This window comes from Variovorax sp. MSC1_012 (assembly GCF_023667525.1).
Classification (GTDB): domain Bacteria; phylum Pseudomonadota; class Gammaproteobacteria; order Burkholderiales; family Burkholderiaceae_C; genus Variovorax; species Variovorax beijingensis_B.
Genome location: NZ_CM174443.1, coordinates 3,272,922 through 3,288,680, shown reverse-complemented (window position 1 = coordinate 3,288,680; position 15,759 = coordinate 3,272,922). Strand labels below are relative to the sequence as shown.

The 15,759-nt window shown below is 68.8% G+C and carries 19 protein-coding genes; 8 read left to right on the top strand and 11 right to left on the bottom strand.

The window, feature by feature from the left end:
- The first annotated feature begins 13 nt into the window (after positions 1–13).
- The gene (gene glmS, locus L1081_RS15580) at positions 14–1,894 is read left to right on the top strand and encodes a glutamine--fructose-6-phosphate transaminase (isomerizing) (protein WP_489412989.1); all 1,881 of its coding nucleotides are present in this window, start codon (positions 14–16) and stop codon (positions 1,892–1,894) included.
- Between the two features lie 28 nt (positions 1,895–1,922).
- Here glmS and L1081_RS15575 read toward each other — a convergent pair whose 3' ends face one another.
- Positions 1,923–3,263 carry an amidohydrolase gene (locus L1081_RS15575; protein WP_489412988.1) on the bottom strand — a complete coding sequence of 447 codons (1,341 nt, stop codon included), beginning with the start codon at positions 3,261–3,263 and terminating at the stop codon, positions 1,923–1,925.
- Between the two features lie 198 nt (positions 3,264–3,461).
- Between L1081_RS15575 and L1081_RS15570 the strand changes: the two genes are divergently transcribed.
- The 3 genes from L1081_RS15570 to L1081_RS15560 are packed head-to-tail and all read left to right on the top strand — an operon-like array spanning position 3,462 to position 5,359.
- On the top strand, positions 3,462–4,586 hold the full coding sequence (locus tag L1081_RS15570; protein WP_489412987.1) for a 3-deoxy-7-phosphoheptulonate synthase: 1,125 nt from the start codon (positions 3,462–3,464) through the stop codon (positions 4,584–4,586).
- Positions 4,587–4,594: 8 nt separating this feature from the next.
- Positions 4,595–4,951, top strand: a complete 357-nt coding sequence (locus L1081_RS15565) for a DUF2200 family protein (protein ID WP_489416791.1) — start codon at positions 4,595–4,597, stop codon at positions 4,949–4,951.
- Between the two features lie 36 nt (positions 4,952–4,987).
- Positions 4,988–5,359, top strand: a complete 372-nt coding sequence (locus tag L1081_RS15560; protein WP_489412986.1) for a DUF2845 domain-containing protein — start codon at positions 4,988–4,990, stop codon at positions 5,357–5,359.
- Positions 5,360–5,439: 80 nt separating this feature from the next.
- Here L1081_RS15560 and L1081_RS15555 read toward each other — a convergent pair whose 3' ends face one another.
- Positions 5,440–5,730 carry a DUF1330 domain-containing protein gene (locus L1081_RS15555; protein ID WP_319429825.1) on the bottom strand — a complete coding sequence of 97 codons (291 nt, stop codon included), beginning with the start codon at positions 5,728–5,730 and terminating at the stop codon, positions 5,440–5,442.
- Positions 5,731–5,785: 55 nt separating this feature from the next.
- Positions 5,786–6,097 (bottom strand): hypothetical protein, encoded by a 312-nt coding sequence (locus tag L1081_RS15550; RefSeq protein ID WP_489412985.1) that lies wholly within the window; start codon positions 6,095–6,097, stop codon positions 5,786–5,788.
- 156 nt (positions 6,098–6,253) lie between these two features.
- On the opposite strand from L1081_RS15550, the gene L1081_RS15545 reads away from it, so the two are divergent.
- The 4 genes from L1081_RS15545 (at position 6,254) to L1081_RS15530 (ending at position 10,124) form a co-directional block, all read left to right on the top strand.
- Positions 6,254–6,532, top strand: coding sequence for a GIY-YIG nuclease family protein (locus L1081_RS15545; RefSeq protein WP_489412984.1), 279 nt, complete (start codon positions 6,254–6,256; stop codon positions 6,530–6,532).
- 101 nt (positions 6,533–6,633) lie between these two features.
- Entirely contained in the window at positions 6,634–7,875 is a 1,242-nt protein-coding gene (locus L1081_RS15540; RefSeq protein WP_489412983.1) for a thiamine pyrophosphate-dependent enzyme, read from the top strand.
- Complete coding sequence (locus L1081_RS15535) at positions 7,872–8,894, top strand: transketolase C-terminal domain-containing protein (protein WP_489412982.1); 1,023 nt, start codon at positions 7,872–7,874, stop codon at positions 8,892–8,894. Before L1081_RS15540 ends, L1081_RS15535 begins: the two co-directional genes overlap by 4 nt.
- Positions 8,895–10,124: a 2-oxo acid dehydrogenase subunit E2 gene (locus L1081_RS15530; protein ID WP_489412981.1), complete on the top strand. Its 1,230-nt coding sequence runs from the start codon at positions 8,895–8,897 to the stop codon at positions 10,122–10,124.
- Positions 10,125–10,145: 21 nt separating this feature from the next.
- Here L1081_RS15530 and L1081_RS15525 read toward each other — a convergent pair whose 3' ends face one another.
- The 8 genes from L1081_RS15525 to cbiE are packed head-to-tail and all read right to left on the bottom strand — an operon-like array spanning position 10,146 to position 15,753.
- A complete protein-coding gene (locus L1081_RS15525; RefSeq protein WP_489412980.1) occupies positions 10,146–10,502 on the bottom strand; it encodes an NAD(P)H-dependent oxidoreductase subunit E in 357 nt (118 codons plus the stop codon).
- Positions 10,499–11,479 (bottom strand): precorrin-3B C(17)-methyltransferase, encoded by a 981-nt coding sequence (cobJ, locus tag L1081_RS15520; protein ID WP_489412979.1) that lies wholly within the window; start codon positions 11,477–11,479, stop codon positions 10,499–10,501. The genes L1081_RS15525 and cobJ overlap by 4 nt, the downstream gene beginning before the upstream one ends.
- Positions 11,476–12,270, bottom strand: a complete 795-nt coding sequence (locus L1081_RS15515) for a CbtA family protein (RefSeq protein ID WP_489412978.1) — start codon at positions 12,268–12,270, stop codon at positions 11,476–11,478. The genes cobJ and L1081_RS15515 overlap by 4 nt, the downstream gene beginning before the upstream one ends.
- A gap of 14 nt (positions 12,271–12,284) precedes the next feature.
- Positions 12,285–12,485 carry a CbtB domain-containing protein gene (locus L1081_RS15510; RefSeq protein ID WP_124960888.1) on the bottom strand — a complete coding sequence of 67 codons (201 nt, stop codon included), beginning with the start codon at positions 12,483–12,485 and terminating at the stop codon, positions 12,285–12,287.
- A 35-nt stretch (positions 12,486–12,520) separates the two neighbouring features.
- The gene (locus L1081_RS15505; RefSeq protein ID WP_489412977.1) at positions 12,521–12,925 is read right to left on the bottom strand and encodes a cobalamin biosynthesis protein; all 405 of its coding nucleotides are present in this window, start codon (positions 12,923–12,925) and stop codon (positions 12,521–12,523) included.
- On the bottom strand, positions 12,922–13,659 hold the full coding sequence (locus tag L1081_RS15500; RefSeq protein WP_489412976.1) for a cobalamin biosynthesis central domain-containing protein: 738 nt from the start codon (positions 13,657–13,659) through the stop codon (positions 12,922–12,924). The genes L1081_RS15505 and L1081_RS15500 overlap by 4 nt, the downstream gene beginning before the upstream one ends.
- The gene (gene cobI, locus L1081_RS15495) at positions 13,649–14,449 is read right to left on the bottom strand and encodes a precorrin-2 C(20)-methyltransferase (RefSeq protein ID WP_489412975.1); all 801 of its coding nucleotides are present in this window, start codon (positions 14,447–14,449) and stop codon (positions 13,649–13,651) included. The genes L1081_RS15500 and cobI overlap by 11 nt, the downstream gene beginning before the upstream one ends.
- Positions 14,446–15,753: a precorrin-6y C5,15-methyltransferase (decarboxylating) subunit CbiE gene (cbiE, locus tag L1081_RS15490; protein ID WP_489416790.1), complete on the bottom strand. Its 1,308-nt coding sequence runs from the start codon at positions 15,751–15,753 to the stop codon at positions 14,446–14,448. Before cbiE ends, cobI begins: the two co-directional genes overlap by 4 nt.
- Positions 15,754–15,759 lie beyond the last annotated feature (6 nt).

Below are 15,759 nucleotides of genomic sequence, written 5' to 3'. Positions count from 1 at the left end.
AAGGCAGCTCACCATGTGCGGCATCGTCGGCGCAGCGTCCCATCGCAACATCGTTCCGGTCCTGGTCCAGGGCCTGCAGAGGCTCGAATACCGCGGCTACGACTCCTGCGGCGTGGCGGTCCATGCGGGCGGCCTCACGCGGGCGCGCACCACATCGCGCGTGGCGGACCTCGTCACGCAGGTGCGCGAAGACCATGTCGAAGGCCTGACCGGCATCGCCCACACGCGCTGGGCCACGCACGGCGCGCCCGCGGTGCACAACGCCCATCCGCACTTCAGCCACGGCCCCGGCGCCGATGCGCAGGGCGCGCGGCCGGGCCGCATTGCGCTGGTGCACAACGGCATCATCGAGAACCACGAAACCCTGCGCGCGGCGCTCGAAGCCAAGGGCTACGTGTTCGAGAGCCAGACTGACACCGAAGTCATCGCCCACCTCGTCGACAGCCTCTACGACGGCGACCTGTTCGAGGCCGTGAAGGCCGCGGTGCTGCAGCTGCACGGCGCCTACGCCATTGCCGTGATCTGCCGCGACGAGCCGCAGCGCGTGGTGGGCGCGCGCGCGGGCTCGCCGCTGATCCTGGGCGCGGGCAAGGAGGGCGGCGAGAACTTCCTGGCGAGCGACGCCATGGCGCTGGCCGGCGTGACCGACCAGATCGTCTACCTCGAGGAAGGCGACGTGGTCGACCTGCAGCCCGGCAAGTACTGGATCGTCGACCGCAACCACAAGCCCGTGCAGCGCCAGGTGCGCACCGTGCAGGCGCACAGCGGCGCGGCCGAGCTCGGCCCGTACCGCCACTACATGCAGAAGGAAATCTTCGAGCAGCCGCGCGCCATCGGCGACACGCTCGAAGGCGTGGCCGGCATCGTGCCCGAGCTGTTCGACGGCATCGGGCAGGACGGCGCCACCGGCGCCAGCGCGCACCGCGTGTTCAAGGACATCGACAAGATCCTCATCCTGGCCTGCGGCACCAGCTACTACAGCGGCTGCACCGCCAAGTACTGGCTCGAGAGCATCGCGAAGATCTCGACGCAGGTCGAGATCGCGAGCGAGTACCGCTACCGCGATTCGGTACCCGATCCGAAGACGCTGGTGGTCACCATCAGCCAGTCGGGCGAGACTGCCGACACGCTGGCCGCGCTCAAACATGCGCGCTCGCTCGGCATGGAACAGACGCTGACTATCTGCAACGTGGCCACCAGCGCGATGGTGCGCGAATGCAAGCTCGCCTACATCACGCGCGCCGGGGTGGAGATTGGCGTGGCGTCGACCAAGGCCTTCACCACCCAGCTGGCCGGTTTGTTCCTGCTGACGCTCGCCATCGCGCAGACCAAGGGCCGCCTGAGTGAAGCCGACGAGGCGCGCTACCTGAAAGAGATGCGCCACCTGCCCGTCGCGCTGCAATCGGTGCTCGCGCTCGAGCCGCAGATCATCGGCTGGGCCGAAGACTTCGCGCGCAAGGACAACGCGCTCTTCCTGGGCCGCGGGCTGCACTATCCGATCGCGCTCGAAGGCGCGCTCAAGCTCAAGGAAGTGACCTACATCCACGCCGAGGCCTACGCCGCCGGCGAACTCAAGCACGGCCCGCTCGCGCTGGTAACGAGCGAGATGCCGGTGGTGGCCGTGGCGCCCAACGACACCCTGCTCGAAAAGCTCAAGAGCAACCTGCAGGAAGTGCGCGCGCGCGGCGGCGTGCTCTACGTGCTGGCCGACGGCGACACCAGGATCAAGGGCAGCGAAGGCCTGCACGTGATCCGCATGCCCGAGCACTACGGCGCGCTATCGCCGCTGCTGCATGTGGTGCCGCTGCAATTGCTGGCCTATCACACGGCCTGCGCGCGCGGCACCGACGTCGACAAGCCGCGCAATCTGGCGAAGAGCGTGACGGTGGAGTGAGGGGCACGCGCGCCCACCATCCGAATCATCAGCGCACCCCGGTCCGTGCACGCGTCATCTGCGCCAGGGTCGCGCTGGTCAATGCCCTCACTCCGATACGCATCGCGGATTCATCGATGGTGAACAGCGGCGAATGATTTGTCGGGCCGGCGCGATCGGGGTAGGGCGAGGCGTTCAGGATCCAGAAGACCACCGGCACGCCCGTGCCGCCGAAGGCGCCAAAGTCTTCCGACCCCATCGAGGGCAGGATCTCCGCGACCTTGTCCTTTCCTGCTGCAGCCTTCAGGGCATCGACAAGCGCCAGCGTGGTTGGCGCATCGTTGACAAGCACGCCGTAGCCCCCGCCGGTGTCGATGCGCACATCGGCCTTGACCCCGTAGCTGGCCGCGATGTGCTCGGCCTTCATGCGGATCTGCTCGTGGGCGACTTTCTGGTTCTGCGCCGACAGCGCACGCACCGTGCCCGAGAGCTCGGCGGTCTCGGGCAGGATGTTGAAGCGGTTGCCGCTTTGCAGCATGCCCACCGTGGCCACGGTGGCACCGCCATCGATCGTCGGGTTGGTGCGATGGCTGACGATGTTCTGCAAGCCCAGGGCAATTTCCGCGGCCGCCAGCATCGGAGAGTTGGCGGCCCATGGCGCGGCGCCGTGCCCGCCGGCGCCATTGAGCTTGATGTTGAATACGTCGATGCTGGCCAGCATCGCGCCAGGCCGATAGGAGATGGAGCCCTTGGGCGCCTGCGCGCCGATGTGCTGGCCCAGCACGACATCGATCCTGGGATTCTCCAGAACCCCTGCCTTGACCATGGCCAGCGCACCGCTGGGGTCTTCTGCGCCAGGGCCGATCTCCTCGGCAGGCTGGAACAGGAAGACCACCGTGCCCGGCAGATCCTCTCGCATGGCCGAAAGCGCTTGGGCGGCGCCCAGCAGCATGGCAACGTGGGTGTCGTGGCCGCAGACATGCGACACCGAAACTTCCTGGCCGCGCCACGCAGCCTTGGCCGTCGAGCGAAACGGCAGATCGTTGCGTTCCTCCACGGGCAGCGCGTCCATGTCTGCGCGCAGGGCCACCACCGGCCCGGGCTTGCCGCCACGCAGCACCGCCTTGATGCCGGTCCTGGCGATGCCGGCCTGGACCTCGACGCCCGGGATCCTGGCCAACGCGGCGGCAATGTACCTGGCCGTTTCGACTTCTGCGTATGCAAGCTCGGGATGCTGGTGGAGGTGGCGGCGCCAGGCGATGACGTCGGGCTCGGCCGCGTCGGACAAGGCGAGCGCTCGCTCGAGCAAGGGCTGCGGCGTCGCTGCGCAGGCGCTGGCCATTGGAATGCCGATGGCCGCCGCACACAGGAATGATCTGAGGAGGTTCACTCTGCTTTTCCTTCTTGATGGGTATCCGTCGCCCCGGGGGCGGTTCAATGTAGGTGGGCACCTCCCGGACATTCTTCCTGAAACTACAAAGCACCTTTTCATGTCTTGATGCATGCTAGGAGGCTGTGCTTGCGGAACGCCGGGGCATCGTGAAAGAGGACAATCCGGCAAGCTCCGCTCGAAACCACTGCCACCACCATGCCCCGCCTCGACGACCCTCTCCACGATGCCGAGATCGGCTCCCGCGACAGCACGCTCGACACCACCCGGATCGACGACGTGCGCATCGGCGCCGTCCGTCCGCTCATCACCCCGGCCTTGCTGCAGGAGCGCGTGCCCGTGCGCGACAACACGCTGGCGCTGGTCGAAGGCAGCCGCGCGGCAATCGCCGACGTGCTGCACGGCCGCGATGACCGGCTGGTCGTCGTGGTGGGCCCTTGCTCCATCCATGACCACGACCAGGCCATCGAATACGCACAGCGCCTGAAGACCGTCGCCGACTCGCTGCAGGACGACCTCCTGATCGTGATGCGCGCCTACTTCGAGAAGCCGCGCACCACCGTGGGCTGGAAGGGCTACATCAACGACCCGCACCTGGACGGCAGCTTCGCGATCAACGAGGGACTGGAGCGCGCGCGGCGCCTGCTGCTCGAGCTGACCACGCTCGGCCTGCCGACCGGCACCGAGTTTCTCGATCTGCTGAGCCCGCAGTTCATTGCCGACCTGATCGCCTGGGGTGCCATCGGCGCCCGCACCACCGAGAGCCAGAGCCATCGGCAGCTGGCGTCGGGCCTGAGCTGCCCGGTGGGCTTCAAGAACGGCACCGACGGCAGCGTGAAGGTTGCGGCCGACGCGATCCTCGCGGCGCGCGCGCCGCATGCCTTCATGGGCATGACCAAGATGGGCATGGCGGCGATCTTCGAGACGCGCGGCAACGACGACTGCCACGTGATCCTGCGCGGCGGCAAGGCGCCCAACTATTCGGCCGCGGACGTCGCATCCAGCTGCGAGGCGCTGCTGGCAAACGGCCTGCGGCCCCAGGTGATGATCGATGTCTCGCACGGCAACAGCAGCAAGCAGCACCAGCGGCAGATCGTGGTCGCCGAAGACGTGGCGGCGCAGATCGCGGCCGGCGAGCGGCGCATCACGGGCCTCATGATCGAGAGCCATCTCGAGGAAGGGCGGCAGGACCTGAAGCCCGGCGCGGCGCTGAAGCACGGCGTTTCGATCACCGATGCCTGCATCGGCTTTGCGCAGACGGTGCCGGTGCTCGAGGGCCTGGCGTCGGCGGTCAAGGCAAGGCGGCGCCAGCCGAAAGCTTGAGAGCGGCCATGCCAAAGCATCGAATTTTCGCGATGGCGTTTGCGAAGGTCTATCCGATGTACGTCCAGAAGGCCGAGCGCAAGAACCGGACGAAGGAAGAAGTGGATCAGATCATTCGCTGGCTGACCGGCTATGACCAGGCGGGCCTGGAGCGGCAGATCGAGCAGGAGAAGGATTTCGAGGCCTTCTTTGCGGAGGCTCCAGCCATGAACCCGAACAGCGCGCTGATCAAGGGCGTTGTCTGCGGCGTCCGCGTCGAGGAAGTCGATGATCCGCTGATGCGGAAGATCCGTTACCTGGACAAGCTGGTCGACGAACTCGCGAAGGGCAAGAAGATGGAGAAAATCCTCCGGCAGCAGGACTGACCGCCAGGCATTGCATCCCATGACTCAATGGCCAGCATGAAAAGCTCTCACCCCCACCGCTGGGTCCTTGGGCTCGCGGCGGCGCTCATGGCCATCCTTGTTCCTTCCGCCGAAGCTTCCCAGTCGATGGGCTGCAACGGTTCGCTCGTGGGCAAGGGCGATTCGCCCGTGTCGTTGCTTCAAAAATGCGGCGAGCCGATCTATCGCCAGAGCGTCTGCGTGCCGATGCTGCAGCTCGGCTGGGTCGTGACGCCCTACCGTGCGGGCAGTCCCCAGGCGATTCTTGCGAACCAGTGCGTTCCCATGGAGGAATGGACATACGACCGGGGTCCTGGTGCATTCCTTGGCGTCGTTCGCATCTACAACGGCGCAATCGAATCCGTGCGCGACGGCGACCGCAGCCGGTGAAAGCCAGAACACCGGACATGCCCGCCGGCTTCTGGCTTCCTGCAAGCGAATGAACCCGAGCGCCCGATCCCCCGGATGTCTCAGACCCCTTCGATGATCCGCAGGTCCCGTTCGGCGCCGTCGCCCAGCGCGTCAAGCGCAGCCTGGTAGTCGGGACTGTCATGCACGGCCCTGGCTTGCTCGACGCTGTCGAACTCGATCAGCACGGTGCGTTGGGGCAGGCCGAACTCGTAGACCTCGGCGGGCAGGCCGCGCGCCAGGAAGCGGCCGCCGCCGGCAGTGATGGCCGGGCCGGCCAGTTTTGCGTAGGCCGCGAGTTTGTCGGCGTCGTTGACCGCACGGTACGCGCTGACCCAGTAGGCTTTTGCCATGGTGATTTCTTCTCTGTCTGTTGCTGAGCGAGCAATATAGCTTGCCCGTGCGCCCTCAGTCCCACGCAGGAAGTTCGTGCAACGCATCGTTGGGGCGGCCCACGATGTCGACGCCGGTGATGCCGGCTCCGCCCGGCAAGAGCTGGACATCGCAAATGACTTCCCAGGCATGGCTTTCGGTGCGCCGTGCAAGGCACACTTCCTCGCTGGCGGCAAGGAGTTCCACGCATTCGCCGATGCCGATCCGCCGTGCCGCGCCAAGAGAAAATTCGGTCGAACCGAACTCCTGCTCCACCACCGGGTGAATGGCGACGAGATCGATCTTCCCGTCGCTGAAGTGAACAGCGGTAATTGCATGCTGGGCCATGTTCAACCTCCATTCGTGGAGAGCCCTATAGCGTTTCGGCAACCGCCGTCGGCCTGGGCTCAGCCGCCCACTGTACGCCCGCAACGGCGTGTTCCCCTCGCCGTTGCGCCAAAGCCGACTCCGGCGAAGGGCGGCTGCGGCTGCACAATCTGCGCCATGCCCCGATCCCTGCACGACCTCGATCCTGTGCCCTACTGGCTCTATCTCCTGGAATGCGAAGGCGGCGTGTACTACACAGGGATCGCGCTCGACGTGGAGCAGCGCTTCTTTCAGCATGTGTTCGGGCTGGGCGCGAAATTCACGCGCGCGCGTCCTCCGCTGCGCGTGCTTGCAGCGCGCGCCTATCCAGACAAGAGCGCCGCGCTGCGGGCGGAGATCAGGGTCAAGGCATTGCCCCGCGCGCGCAAGCTGGCCTTCTTCGAAGCCGAGGCCTGAGGCGTCGGCAAGAAAAAATGCGCGGTTGACCGGCTGCGCTCCAGCCTGAAATTCGCTAGGCTTTGCTGGCGAGCGATCCCATCGAGCGCGGAGACAACGCAATGAGCCAGGGCGTATCTCTTCGTCTGCATGTGCCGGAGCCCACCGGGCGGCCAGGGCATGAGACCGACTTTTCCTATCTCCACCTGTCGCGTGCCGGCGAGGTGCGAAAACCCCCGGTCGACGCATCGCCGGCCGACACCAGCGACTTGGCCTACACGCTGGTGCGCGTGCTCGACGACGAGGGCCGCGCGGTCGGCCCGTGGGCGCCGGCGGCCGACCCCGAGCTGCTGCGCCGCGGCCTGCGCGCGATGATGAAGACGCGCGCCTTCGACGCCCGCATGCTGATCGCACAGCGGCAGAAAAAAATCTCGTTCTACATCCAGTGCCTTGGCGAAGAGGCCATTGCCACCGGCCACGCGCTGGTGCTGCAGCAGGGCGACATGTGCTTTCCCACCTATCGCCAGCAGGGCCTGCTGCTCGCGCGCGACGACGTGACGCTGCTGGAATTGATCTGCGAGCTGATGTCCAACGAGCGGGACCCGCTCAAGGGCCGGCAGCTGCCGGTGTGCTACTCGATGAAGCGGGCCGGCTTCTTCTCGATCTCGGGCAACCTGGCCACGCAGTTCATCCAGGCGGTGGGCTGGGGCATGGCTTCGGCAATCAAGGGCGACACGCGCATTGCCTCGGGATGGATCGGCGACGGCGCCACCGCCGAGTCCGACTTCCACACCGCGCTGACCTTCGCGCATGTGTACCGCGCGCCGGTGATCCTCAACGTGGTCAACAACCAGTGGGCGATCTCGACCTTCCAGGCGATTGCCGGCGGCGAGGCCACCACCTTCGCGGCGCGCGGCGTGGGCTGCGGCATCGCGTCGCTGCGCGTCGACGGCAACGACTTTCTCGCGGTGCTGGCGGCCTCGCGCTGGGCCGCGGAGCGCGCGCGCAGCAACCTCGGGCCGACGCTGATCGAATGGGTGACCTACCGCGCCGGCGCGCACTCGACCTCCGACGATCCCTCGCGCTACCGTCCGGCCGACGACTGGGCGCATTTTCCGCTGGGCGATCCGATCCCGCGCCTGGCGCAGCACCTGACGTCCATCGGCGCCTGGTCGCAGCAGGAGCATGAGCAGACGCAAGCCGACCTGGAGGCGCAGGTGAACACCGCACTGAAGGAGGCCGAACGCTTCGGCTCGATGGCCGACGGCCACGTCGCCGGTGCCGCGACCATGTTCGAGGACGTCTACAAGGAGATGCCCGAGCACCTGAAGCGGCAGCGCGAGCAGCTGTCGTCGGAGGGATGACGGCCATGGCCTCGATGACCATGATCCAGGCCCTGCGCTCCGCCATGGACGTGATGCTCGAGCGCGACGACAACGTGATCATCTACGGCCAGGACGTGGGCTACTTCGGCGGCGTGTTCCGCTGCACCGAAGGCCTGCAGGCCAAGTACGGCCGCTCGCGCGTGTTCGACGCGCCGATCAACGAGGGCGGCATCGTCGGCTCGGCCATCGGCATGGGCGCCTATGGCCTGCGCCCGGTGGTGGAAGTGCAGTTCGCCGACTACGTCTATCCGGCCTACGACCAGATCGTGTCCGAGGCGGCGCGCCTGCGCTACCGCTCGGCGGGCGACTTCACCGCGCCGATCACCATCCGCATGCCCTGCGGCGGCGGCATCTACGGCGGCCAGACGCACAGCCAGAGCCCCGAGGCGCTGTTCACGCATGTCTGCGGGCTGCGCACGGTGATGCCCTCGAATCCGCGCGACGCCAAGGGCTTGCTGATCGCCTCGATCGAGAACGACGACCCTGTGATCTTTCTCGAGCCCAAGCGGCTGTACAACGGGCCCTTCGACGGCCACCACGAGCGGCCGCTGGTGTCGTGGACGGCGCATCCGCTGGGCGAAGTGCCCGAGGGCTACTACACGGTGCCGCTGGAGTCGGCCACCGTGTTCCGCCCCGGCGCCGACCTGACGGTGATCAGCTACGGCACCATGGTCTTCGTCTCGGAGGCGGCCGCGCAGGAGACCGGCATCGATGCCGAGATCATCGACCTGCGCAGCCTGTGGCCGCTGGACCTGGAGACGCTGGTCGCCTCGGTCAAGAAGACCGGCCGCTGCGTGGTCGTGCACGAGGCCACGCGCACCAACGGCTTCGGCGCCGAGCTGGTGGCCCTGGTGCAGGAGCACTGCTTCCACTACCTGGAGGCGCCGATCGAGCGCGTGGCCGGCTGGGACACGCCCTATCCGCATGCGCAGGAATGGGCCTACTTTCCGGGGCCGGCGCGCGTCGGTGCGGCGATGCGCCGCGTCATGGAGAACTGAATGGCCACGCATGCAATCAAGGTGCCGGACCTCGGTGAAGGCATTGCCGAGGTGGAGCTGGTGGCATGGCGCGTGCAGCCCGGCGACACGGTGGCCGAGGACCAGGTGCTGGCCGACGTGATGACTGACAAGGCCACCGTCGAGATTCCCTCGCCGGTCGCGGGCCGGGTGCTCGCGCTCGGCGGCGAAGTGGGGCAGCAGCTCGCGGTGGGCGCGGAGCTGATACGGATCGACGTGGAGGCGCAGGGCGAGGCGGTGCAGGTGCCGGCCGCGCCCGCACGCGCGCCGGCGCCTGCACCGGCCGCGGCAACAGCCGCAGCGGCATCCGCACCGGTCGTGCGCACGCCACCCTCGGCCGGCAAGCCGCTCGCCGCACCCGCGGTGCGCCACCGCGCCGCGGCGCTCGGCATCGATCTGCAGCAGATTCAGGGCAGCGCCGCCAACGGCCGCATCCTGCACGAGGACCTCGACGCCTGGCTGCTCCGCCGGCAGCGCGCACAGGCGCCGAGCCCGTCGCGCTACGCGGAGCGCAGCGACGAGCAAGCCATGCCCGTGACCGGCGTGCGCCGCCGCATCGCGCAGCGCATGCAGGATGCGATGCGCCGCATTCCGCACTTCACCTATGTCGAGGAAGTCGACGTGACCGAGCTGGAACTGCTGCGCGCGCGACTCAACGAACGCTGGGGCAGCGAACGGGCGCACCTGACGCTGCTGCCGCTGCTGGTGCGCGCCATCGTGCTGGCGGTGCCGCGCTTTCCGCAGATCAATGCCCGCTTCGACGACGAGACCGGCGTGCTCACGCGCCATGGCGCGGTGCATGTCGGCATCGCGACCCAGACCGCGGTCGGCCTCATGGTGCCGGTGCTGCGCCACGCCGAAGCACGCGACCCCTGGTCCAGCGCAACCGAGATCGCGCGGCTGGCCGAGGCCGCGCGCGCGGGCCGCGCCACCCGCGACGAGCTGAGCGGCTCGACCCTGACCATCACCAGCCTTGGCGCACTGGGCGGCATCGCCTCCACGCCGATCATCAATGCGCCGGAGGTGGCGATCGTCGGCGTCAACCGCATCGTGCAGCGCCCGGTGATGAAGGATGGCGCAGTGGTCGCGCGGCGCATGATGAACCTGTCCTCCTCCTTCGACCACCGCGTGGTTGACGGCCAGCTGGCCGCGGAGTTCGTGCAGGCCGTGCGTACCTCGCTCGAATGCCCGGCGCTGCTTTTCGTCGAATAGCCGGCGTGCGACCGCAGCGCCTCAGGCGTCCGTGGCCGGCGCGAGGCCCGGTCCCTGGTGGAACACCAGGTCTTCCACCACCACGCCGCCCACCAGGTGCTGCGACAGGATGCGGTCCATGTTCTCCGGCGTCACGTTGTAGTACCAGGTGCCGTCGGGCTGCACGCACATCACCGGTCCGCCCTTGCAGGCCGCGAAGCAGCCGACGCGGCTGCGCTTGACGCGCAGCGCACCCTCGTTCAGGCCCGCGGCCTTGAACTTGTCGCCCAGGCTGTCGAACAGGTCCTGCGAGGCGCCGTCGGGGCTGCAGCGCGGTCCGGTGCAGACCAGCAGGTGGCGCTTGTAGGCGCCGATCTTCGGCTTGACCACCTCGCTCATTCCTGCACCTCCTCGATCGGCGCGGCCGCGGCGCTTTCTTCCTCGGCCGGTGCGGCCAGCACGGCCTCGATGTAGTCGGCGGGCAGGCGGTGCTGCGCCGCCAGCGCGGCGGCGCTCGCGCCCTCGGCGTGGTCGGCGCGCAGGTTGGCCATCCAGCCCAGCAGGCCGGTCGACAGCGAGCGGCCGGGCTTCTCGCCGCTGCGCGTGTTGCCGCCATCGTCCAGGTCGTACTTGTTGGCATAGCCGCGCGGCGTGACCATGAGGCCGTGCTGCACGAAGGTGTGGCTGTTGCCGATGAGCACGGTCGTCAGCATGCCGATGTCGCACTCGCTCATGTGGGCGAGCGTGGTGAACTCGATGCGCTCGCGCCGGCGGTAGGCCGACTTGACCACCGCCACCGGCGTGTCCGGCCGCCGGTGCCGCAGGAAGAGCTGCTGCGCCTGCACGATCTGCTGGGTGCGCCGTCCGCTCTTCGGGTTGTAGAGGGCCACCACGAAGTCGGCCGCCGCCACCGCATCGAGTCGCCGCGCGATCACGGGCCAGGGCGTGAGCAGGTCGCTCAGCGAGATCGAGCAGAAGTCGTGCGTGAGCGGCGCGCCCACCAGCGCCGCGCAGGCGTTGATGGCCGACGCGCCGGGCACCACCTCGACGGCGATGTCGGAGTCCGGCGTCCAGCCGGCCTGGAACAGCACCTCGTATGTCGGACCGGCCATCCCGTAGACACCGGCGTCGCCGCTGGAGATCAGCGCCACCTTCTTGCCCTCGCGGGCACATTCGAGTGCATTGACCGCGCGGTCGAGCTCCTCGGTCATGCCCTTGCGGATCACCTCCTTGCCCTCGAGCAGGTCGGCCACCAGCTTGATGTAGGTGCTGTAGCCGACCACCACGTCGGCTTCGGCGATCGCGGCCAGCGCGCGGCCCGTCATGTGGTCGTGATGGCCGGGGCCGATGCCGACCAGCGAGATCTTGCCGCTCATGGATTCACCTCCAGTGCCGGCGCAGTGCGCGAGGCACCGAACGCAGCGGCCAGCACCGGCCGCAGCCAGCGCTCGAATGCCAGGCCGCAGGCCACGCCCGTCGAGGCCCAGAAGCTCAGCGAGATCCAGGTGGTCACCCAGATGAAGCGCGCATCGAGTGCCCGCAGCGCGGCCTGTGCCTCGGCGCCGAAGCCCGCGAAAGGATCGCCCGCGGGTTGCGGCGCCCCCACCACGAAGGGCAGCGCCAGCCAGGCCGCAGCCGCGGGCCAGCGCAAGGCGCTGCGCAGGCCCGCGAGCGAGGTGCAGGCCAGCGCCGCGCCGGCCGCGGCCAGCACCCACCAGCCCTGGCGCGAGCCCAGCCGGGCCGCATCCATGCCGGGGATCTCGGCCGGCAGCCCGAGCGACGGCCAGAAGTGAAAGCTCAGCCAGCCGGCGGCGGACACCAGCAGCGCCAGCGGCAGCGAGCGCATGCGGGTGCCGCGCCAGAGGCAGACACCCATCGCCGCGAGCACCAGCAGCGCCATGCTGAAGGCATGCAGCATGTTGGCGACCCAGCTCCAGAAGCTGCGCTCGGCGCCGTCCTGGGGCTGCCACTGCACTTCATCCGCGGCAGCGCCGTGGGCATGCGCCGCGTCATGGCCGTGGTCCGACAGGGGCACGGCCTTCTGCGACTCGTAGCTTTCGGCCGCCTGGATGATCGGCGTGGCCTGCCACTGCTGCACGCCGGTCTGCACGCTGCCCACCAGCACGGCCACCGCGAGTGCGCACCAGATCAATCGTTGGAAGATCATGGAATGTTCCGTGCTCAGTGGCAGGGCTTGACCGTGACATGGCGCACGTCGTGTGCGGCGTTGTGGGCGAGCGGGCTTTCGGCAAAGGCGACGCCGTACAAAACGAACAGGCCCAGCGCCGCGGCGCCGGCCAGTTGCAGCAGCAGGCTGCGTGGCGTGCCGGCATGGGCGAAGCCGCCGGTGTGGGAGGTGGTGTGCGTGGAGGAAGCGTTCATTGCGGGTTCCATTCGAGGGTGAGGGTTGGGATTCATCAGGACATGCGCGCGATCGAAACCGTCGCGTGGCGCCCGTCGGCGCCGCGGTGCTTGTGCTTGGGGACGACCAGCGCGGCCATCGGCAGGCCGCCGCCGGCCAGCAGCGCGGCCGCCTCGCTGACCGAAGGCGTGCCGGTGTGGCGGCGCACCGTTTCCGACGGATGCGGCACGGGCACCTCGGCCAACTGCGCGGCGGGATAGAAGCGCAGCGCCCAGCCGTGGGCCGCGGCCAGCGCCAGCAGGCCCGGCTCGTCGGCCTTCAGGTCGATGCTGGCGGCCGCCGCCACCTGCGCGAGCTGCGCGCCGATGCCGGCCAGCGCCTCGTCGATCGCCTGCTGCAGCGTGGCCTGCGGCGTGCCGCGGTCGCAGCCCAGGCCGATGGCATAGCGCACGGTGCTCATTGCGGCGGCCGATAGACGACGAGCCGCTCGGCCAGCGCGCTCCAGCGTTCGGCGCTGACCTCGGCCTGCGTGATCCACAGCACGGCCTTGAAGCGTGCGAGGTCCACATCGTCGAAGCGCGCGAAGCGGTGGATATTGGCGGGCAGGGGAGTAGGGCGGGTCCACCAATCGGTGCTGCCCGCTTCCTGCACCACCGCGACCGGCTCGCCGTTCACGACGTGGGCCGAGACGCGCGTGATGTTGATCTTGGGCGCCTCCACCTTCCAGCCGAGTTCGCGGCCGAGGATGTCGACCGGAATCGTCTTGCCCACGTCCGAGGCGGTGGTCAGCACGGGCGTGGCGCCCAGCAGCGAAGCGACCTGCTCGGCCATCGCGTTGGCGCCGCCCACGTGGCCCGAGAGCACCGGAACCACGAACTGCGCGGCATCGTCGACCACCAGCACGCCGGGGTCCTCGTCCTTGGTCTTGAGGTGCGGCGCGATCAGGCGAACCACGGCGCCGAGCGAGACGAAGAACACGATCTGGTCGAAGTCCGCGAACAGCGCCGCGATCTCGTCGCGGAAAGCGCCCGCGTAGGCGCGCACCGGGTTGGGCAGGCCGGCCATGAGCGGCGCGAACTTCTCGGCCACGCACACGTTGGCCCCGGGCAGCAGGCGGGCCAGCCCGGCCGTCTGCTGCGCGCCGTGCTTGGTGATGGCCACCAGCACCACGCGGGGTACGGCTTCATTCGTCATTCGGGTTGTCGTCCTCTTCGATTTCGGTGCTGGTTTTCTTGCGGCAGCCGCGCACCAGTTCGCCGCGTTCGCGGCCGGGGTTCTTCACCAGCAGCAGCGACAGGTAGTTGACCTTGCTGCCCTTCAGGCTGGCGACGTCGTGCACGATGCGTTCGACCGGCGAGCCGGCTTTCTCGATGAAGCGGCTGTGCGCGAGCAGGCCGCGCCGCGCCAGCAGGTCGATCAGGTCGTCGAGCAGTGGCTTGACCTTCATGAGCACCAGCGTGTCGAAGTCGTCCAGCATCTTCTCGACCGCGGCAATGCCGTAGGCCGCCGGCACGATGGCCACGGTGTCGTCCTGCTCCGAGAGCGGCAGCTGCAGCCGCGCGCAGGCTGCGTTGAAGGAGGTGACGCCGGGCACCACCTCGATGCGCGCGGCCGGGTCGAGCTCGCGCAGCACGCGCGCCAGGTAGCAGAAGCTCGCGTAGGTGGAGGCATCGCCCTCGACCAGGAACAGCACGTCCTGCCCGGTCGCCAGCAGCGCCTGCACGGTCTCGGCGGCCTTCAGCCAGTGGCGCGCGAGCTTCTCGGCGTCGTGCGTCATCGGGAACAGCAGCGCCTGGTGCTGCGCGGGCGCCGAAAGCCCGGCGCGCAGCGCGATGTCGAGCGCGTAGCTTTCCTTGCGCAGGCTGCGCACGGGGTAGGTCCAGATTGCTTCGGCGCGCGTCAGCAGGGACCAGGCGCGGCGCGTGATCAGGTCCGGATCGCCCGGGCCGAGCGATACGCCGTGGAGCATGCCGGGTGCCGTCATGCCGCACCGCCCGTCAGCACGCGGACCTCAGTCCTTTGCGCACAGACCAGCCACACCGGGTTCTCCGCCGCGAGCCGGTGCATGTGCAGGATCGGCTTGCTGCGCGAGGCCTGCAGCTGCAGCACGTCCCAGCTCGCACCCTGCGCCTTCAACGCCTCGACCGCACCTGCGAGGTTCTCGATGGTCACGAAGTTCATCACCAGCCAGCCGCCCGGGCGCAGGCGCCGCAGCACCAGCGCGATGAGCTCGGCCAGTTCGCCGCCGGAGCCGCCGATGAAGACCGCGTCCGGGTCGGCCCAGGCCGCCAGGCCCTCGGGTGCCTTGCCGTGCACCAGGCTGTGGTTGCTGATGCCCATGGCCTGCCGGTTGCGTGCGACGATGGCGCTGTCGTCCTCGTTCTTCTCGATCGCGTAGACATGGCCGCGCCAGCACAACCGCGCCGCCTCCAGCCCGACCGAGCCGGAGCCCGCGCCGATGTCCCACACCACGCTGTCGGCGCGCAGCTGCATGCGCGCGAGCGAGACGGCGCGCACCTCGTTCTTGGTGATCAGGCCCTTCTCGGGATGGCGCTGCTCGAAGCTCGCGTCCGGCAGGCCGAACAGCACCTGCGGCGCGCGCAGCCGGGTGCGCCAGAGCAGCACCACGTTCGGGTCGGCAAAGCGCATCTGCGCCGCGGCAGCGATGCGCATGCCGCTGACCACGCGCTCCTCGGGCTGACAAAGGCGCTCGGCCACGGCCATCTCGAAATCGTCGGCCAGGCCTTCGGCCACCAGCATGCGCGCGATGCGGTCGGGCGTGTTGTCGGGGCTGGTGAGCACCGCCAGGCGGTCGTGCTGGCGGATGTCGCGCAGCAGTGCATAGAGGCCGTGCGCGGGCGGCGATCCCGGCAGCCAGTCGCCCGCGTCCTTCGCATGCACGGAGGCGAACTTCATCTCCTGCCACGGCAGGCCGAGCCGCGCGCAGGCCAGCTGCAGCGTCGATACGTTGGGAATGACTTCGATCGCCTCGATGCACAGGCGCGCGGCCAGGAAGGCCGCAATGCCGTGGCACAGCGGATCGCCAGTGGCCAGCACGACCACGCGCCGTTCCTCGGCCTGTGCGGCGCGGATCCATTCGGGCACCTGCGACAGCGCGCCGGCGAGGTCGCGCTGCACCGCGCCGGGCGCGATGTGCGGCGCGAACAGCGCCAGCGTACGTGCGGCGCCGATCACCAGCTGCGCCTGCTGCAGATGGGCCATCGCGCCGTGGCTGAGGCTCGCATCGCCGTCGTCCAGCACGCCGAGGATGCGGCATTTGTTGGTCATGTTGTT

Bases quoted from the DNA above. Each gene is read 5' to 3' on its own strand.
- glmS (WP_489412989.1), top strand. From the start codon at position 14: ATGTGCGGCATCGTCGGCGCAGCGTCCCATCGCAACATCGTTCCGGTC.
- L1081_RS15570 (WP_489412987.1), top strand. From the start codon at position 3,462: ATGCCCCGCCTCGACGACCCTCTCCACGATGCCGAGATCGGCTCCCGC.
- L1081_RS15565 (WP_489416791.1), top strand. From the start codon at position 4,595: ATGCCAAAGCATCGAATTTTCGCGATGGCGTTTGCGAAGGTCTATCCG.
- L1081_RS15560 (WP_489412986.1), top strand. From the start codon at position 4,988: ATGAAAAGCTCTCACCCCCACCGCTGGGTCCTTGGGCTCGCGGCGGCG.
- L1081_RS15555 (WP_319429825.1), bottom strand. From the start codon at position 5,730: ATGGCAAAAGCCTACTGGGTCAGCGCGTACCGTGCGGTCAACGACGCC.
- L1081_RS15550 (WP_489412985.1), bottom strand. From the start codon at position 6,097: ATGGCCCAGCATGCAATTACCGCTGTTCACTTCAGCGACGGGAAGATC.
- L1081_RS15545 (WP_489412984.1), top strand. From the start codon at position 6,254: ATGCCCCGATCCCTGCACGACCTCGATCCTGTGCCCTACTGGCTCTAT.
- L1081_RS15540 (WP_489412983.1), top strand. From the start codon at position 6,634: ATGAGCCAGGGCGTATCTCTTCGTCTGCATGTGCCGGAGCCCACCGGG.
- L1081_RS15535 (WP_489412982.1), top strand. From the start codon at position 7,872: ATGACGGCCATGGCCTCGATGACCATGATCCAGGCCCTGCGCTCCGCC.
- L1081_RS15530 (WP_489412981.1), top strand. From the start codon at position 8,895: ATGGCCACGCATGCAATCAAGGTGCCGGACCTCGGTGAAGGCATTGCC.
- L1081_RS15525 (WP_489412980.1), bottom strand. From the start codon at position 10,502: ATGAGCGAGGTGGTCAAGCCGAAGATCGGCGCCTACAAGCGCCACCTG.
- cobJ (WP_489412979.1), bottom strand. From the start codon at position 11,479: ATGAGCGGCAAGATCTCGCTGGTCGGCATCGGCCCCGGCCATCACGAC.
- L1081_RS15515 (WP_489412978.1), bottom strand. From the start codon at position 12,270: ATGATCTTCCAACGATTGATCTGGTGCGCACTCGCGGTGGCCGTGCTG.
- L1081_RS15510 (WP_124960888.1), bottom strand. From the start codon at position 12,485: ATGAACGCTTCCTCCACGCACACCACCTCCCACACCGGCGGCTTCGCC.
- L1081_RS15505 (WP_489412977.1), bottom strand. From the start codon at position 12,925: ATGAGCACCGTGCGCTATGCCATCGGCCTGGGCTGCGACCGCGGCACG.
- L1081_RS15500 (WP_489412976.1), bottom strand. From the start codon at position 13,659: ATGACGAATGAAGCCGTACCCCGCGTGGTGCTGGTGGCCATCACCAAG.
- cobI (WP_489412975.1), bottom strand. From the start codon at position 14,449: ATGACGGCACCCGGCATGCTCCACGGCGTATCGCTCGGCCCGGGCGAT.
- cbiE (WP_489416790.1), bottom strand. From the start codon at position 15,753: ATGACCAACAAATGCCGCATCCTCGGCGTGCTGGACGACGGCGATGCG.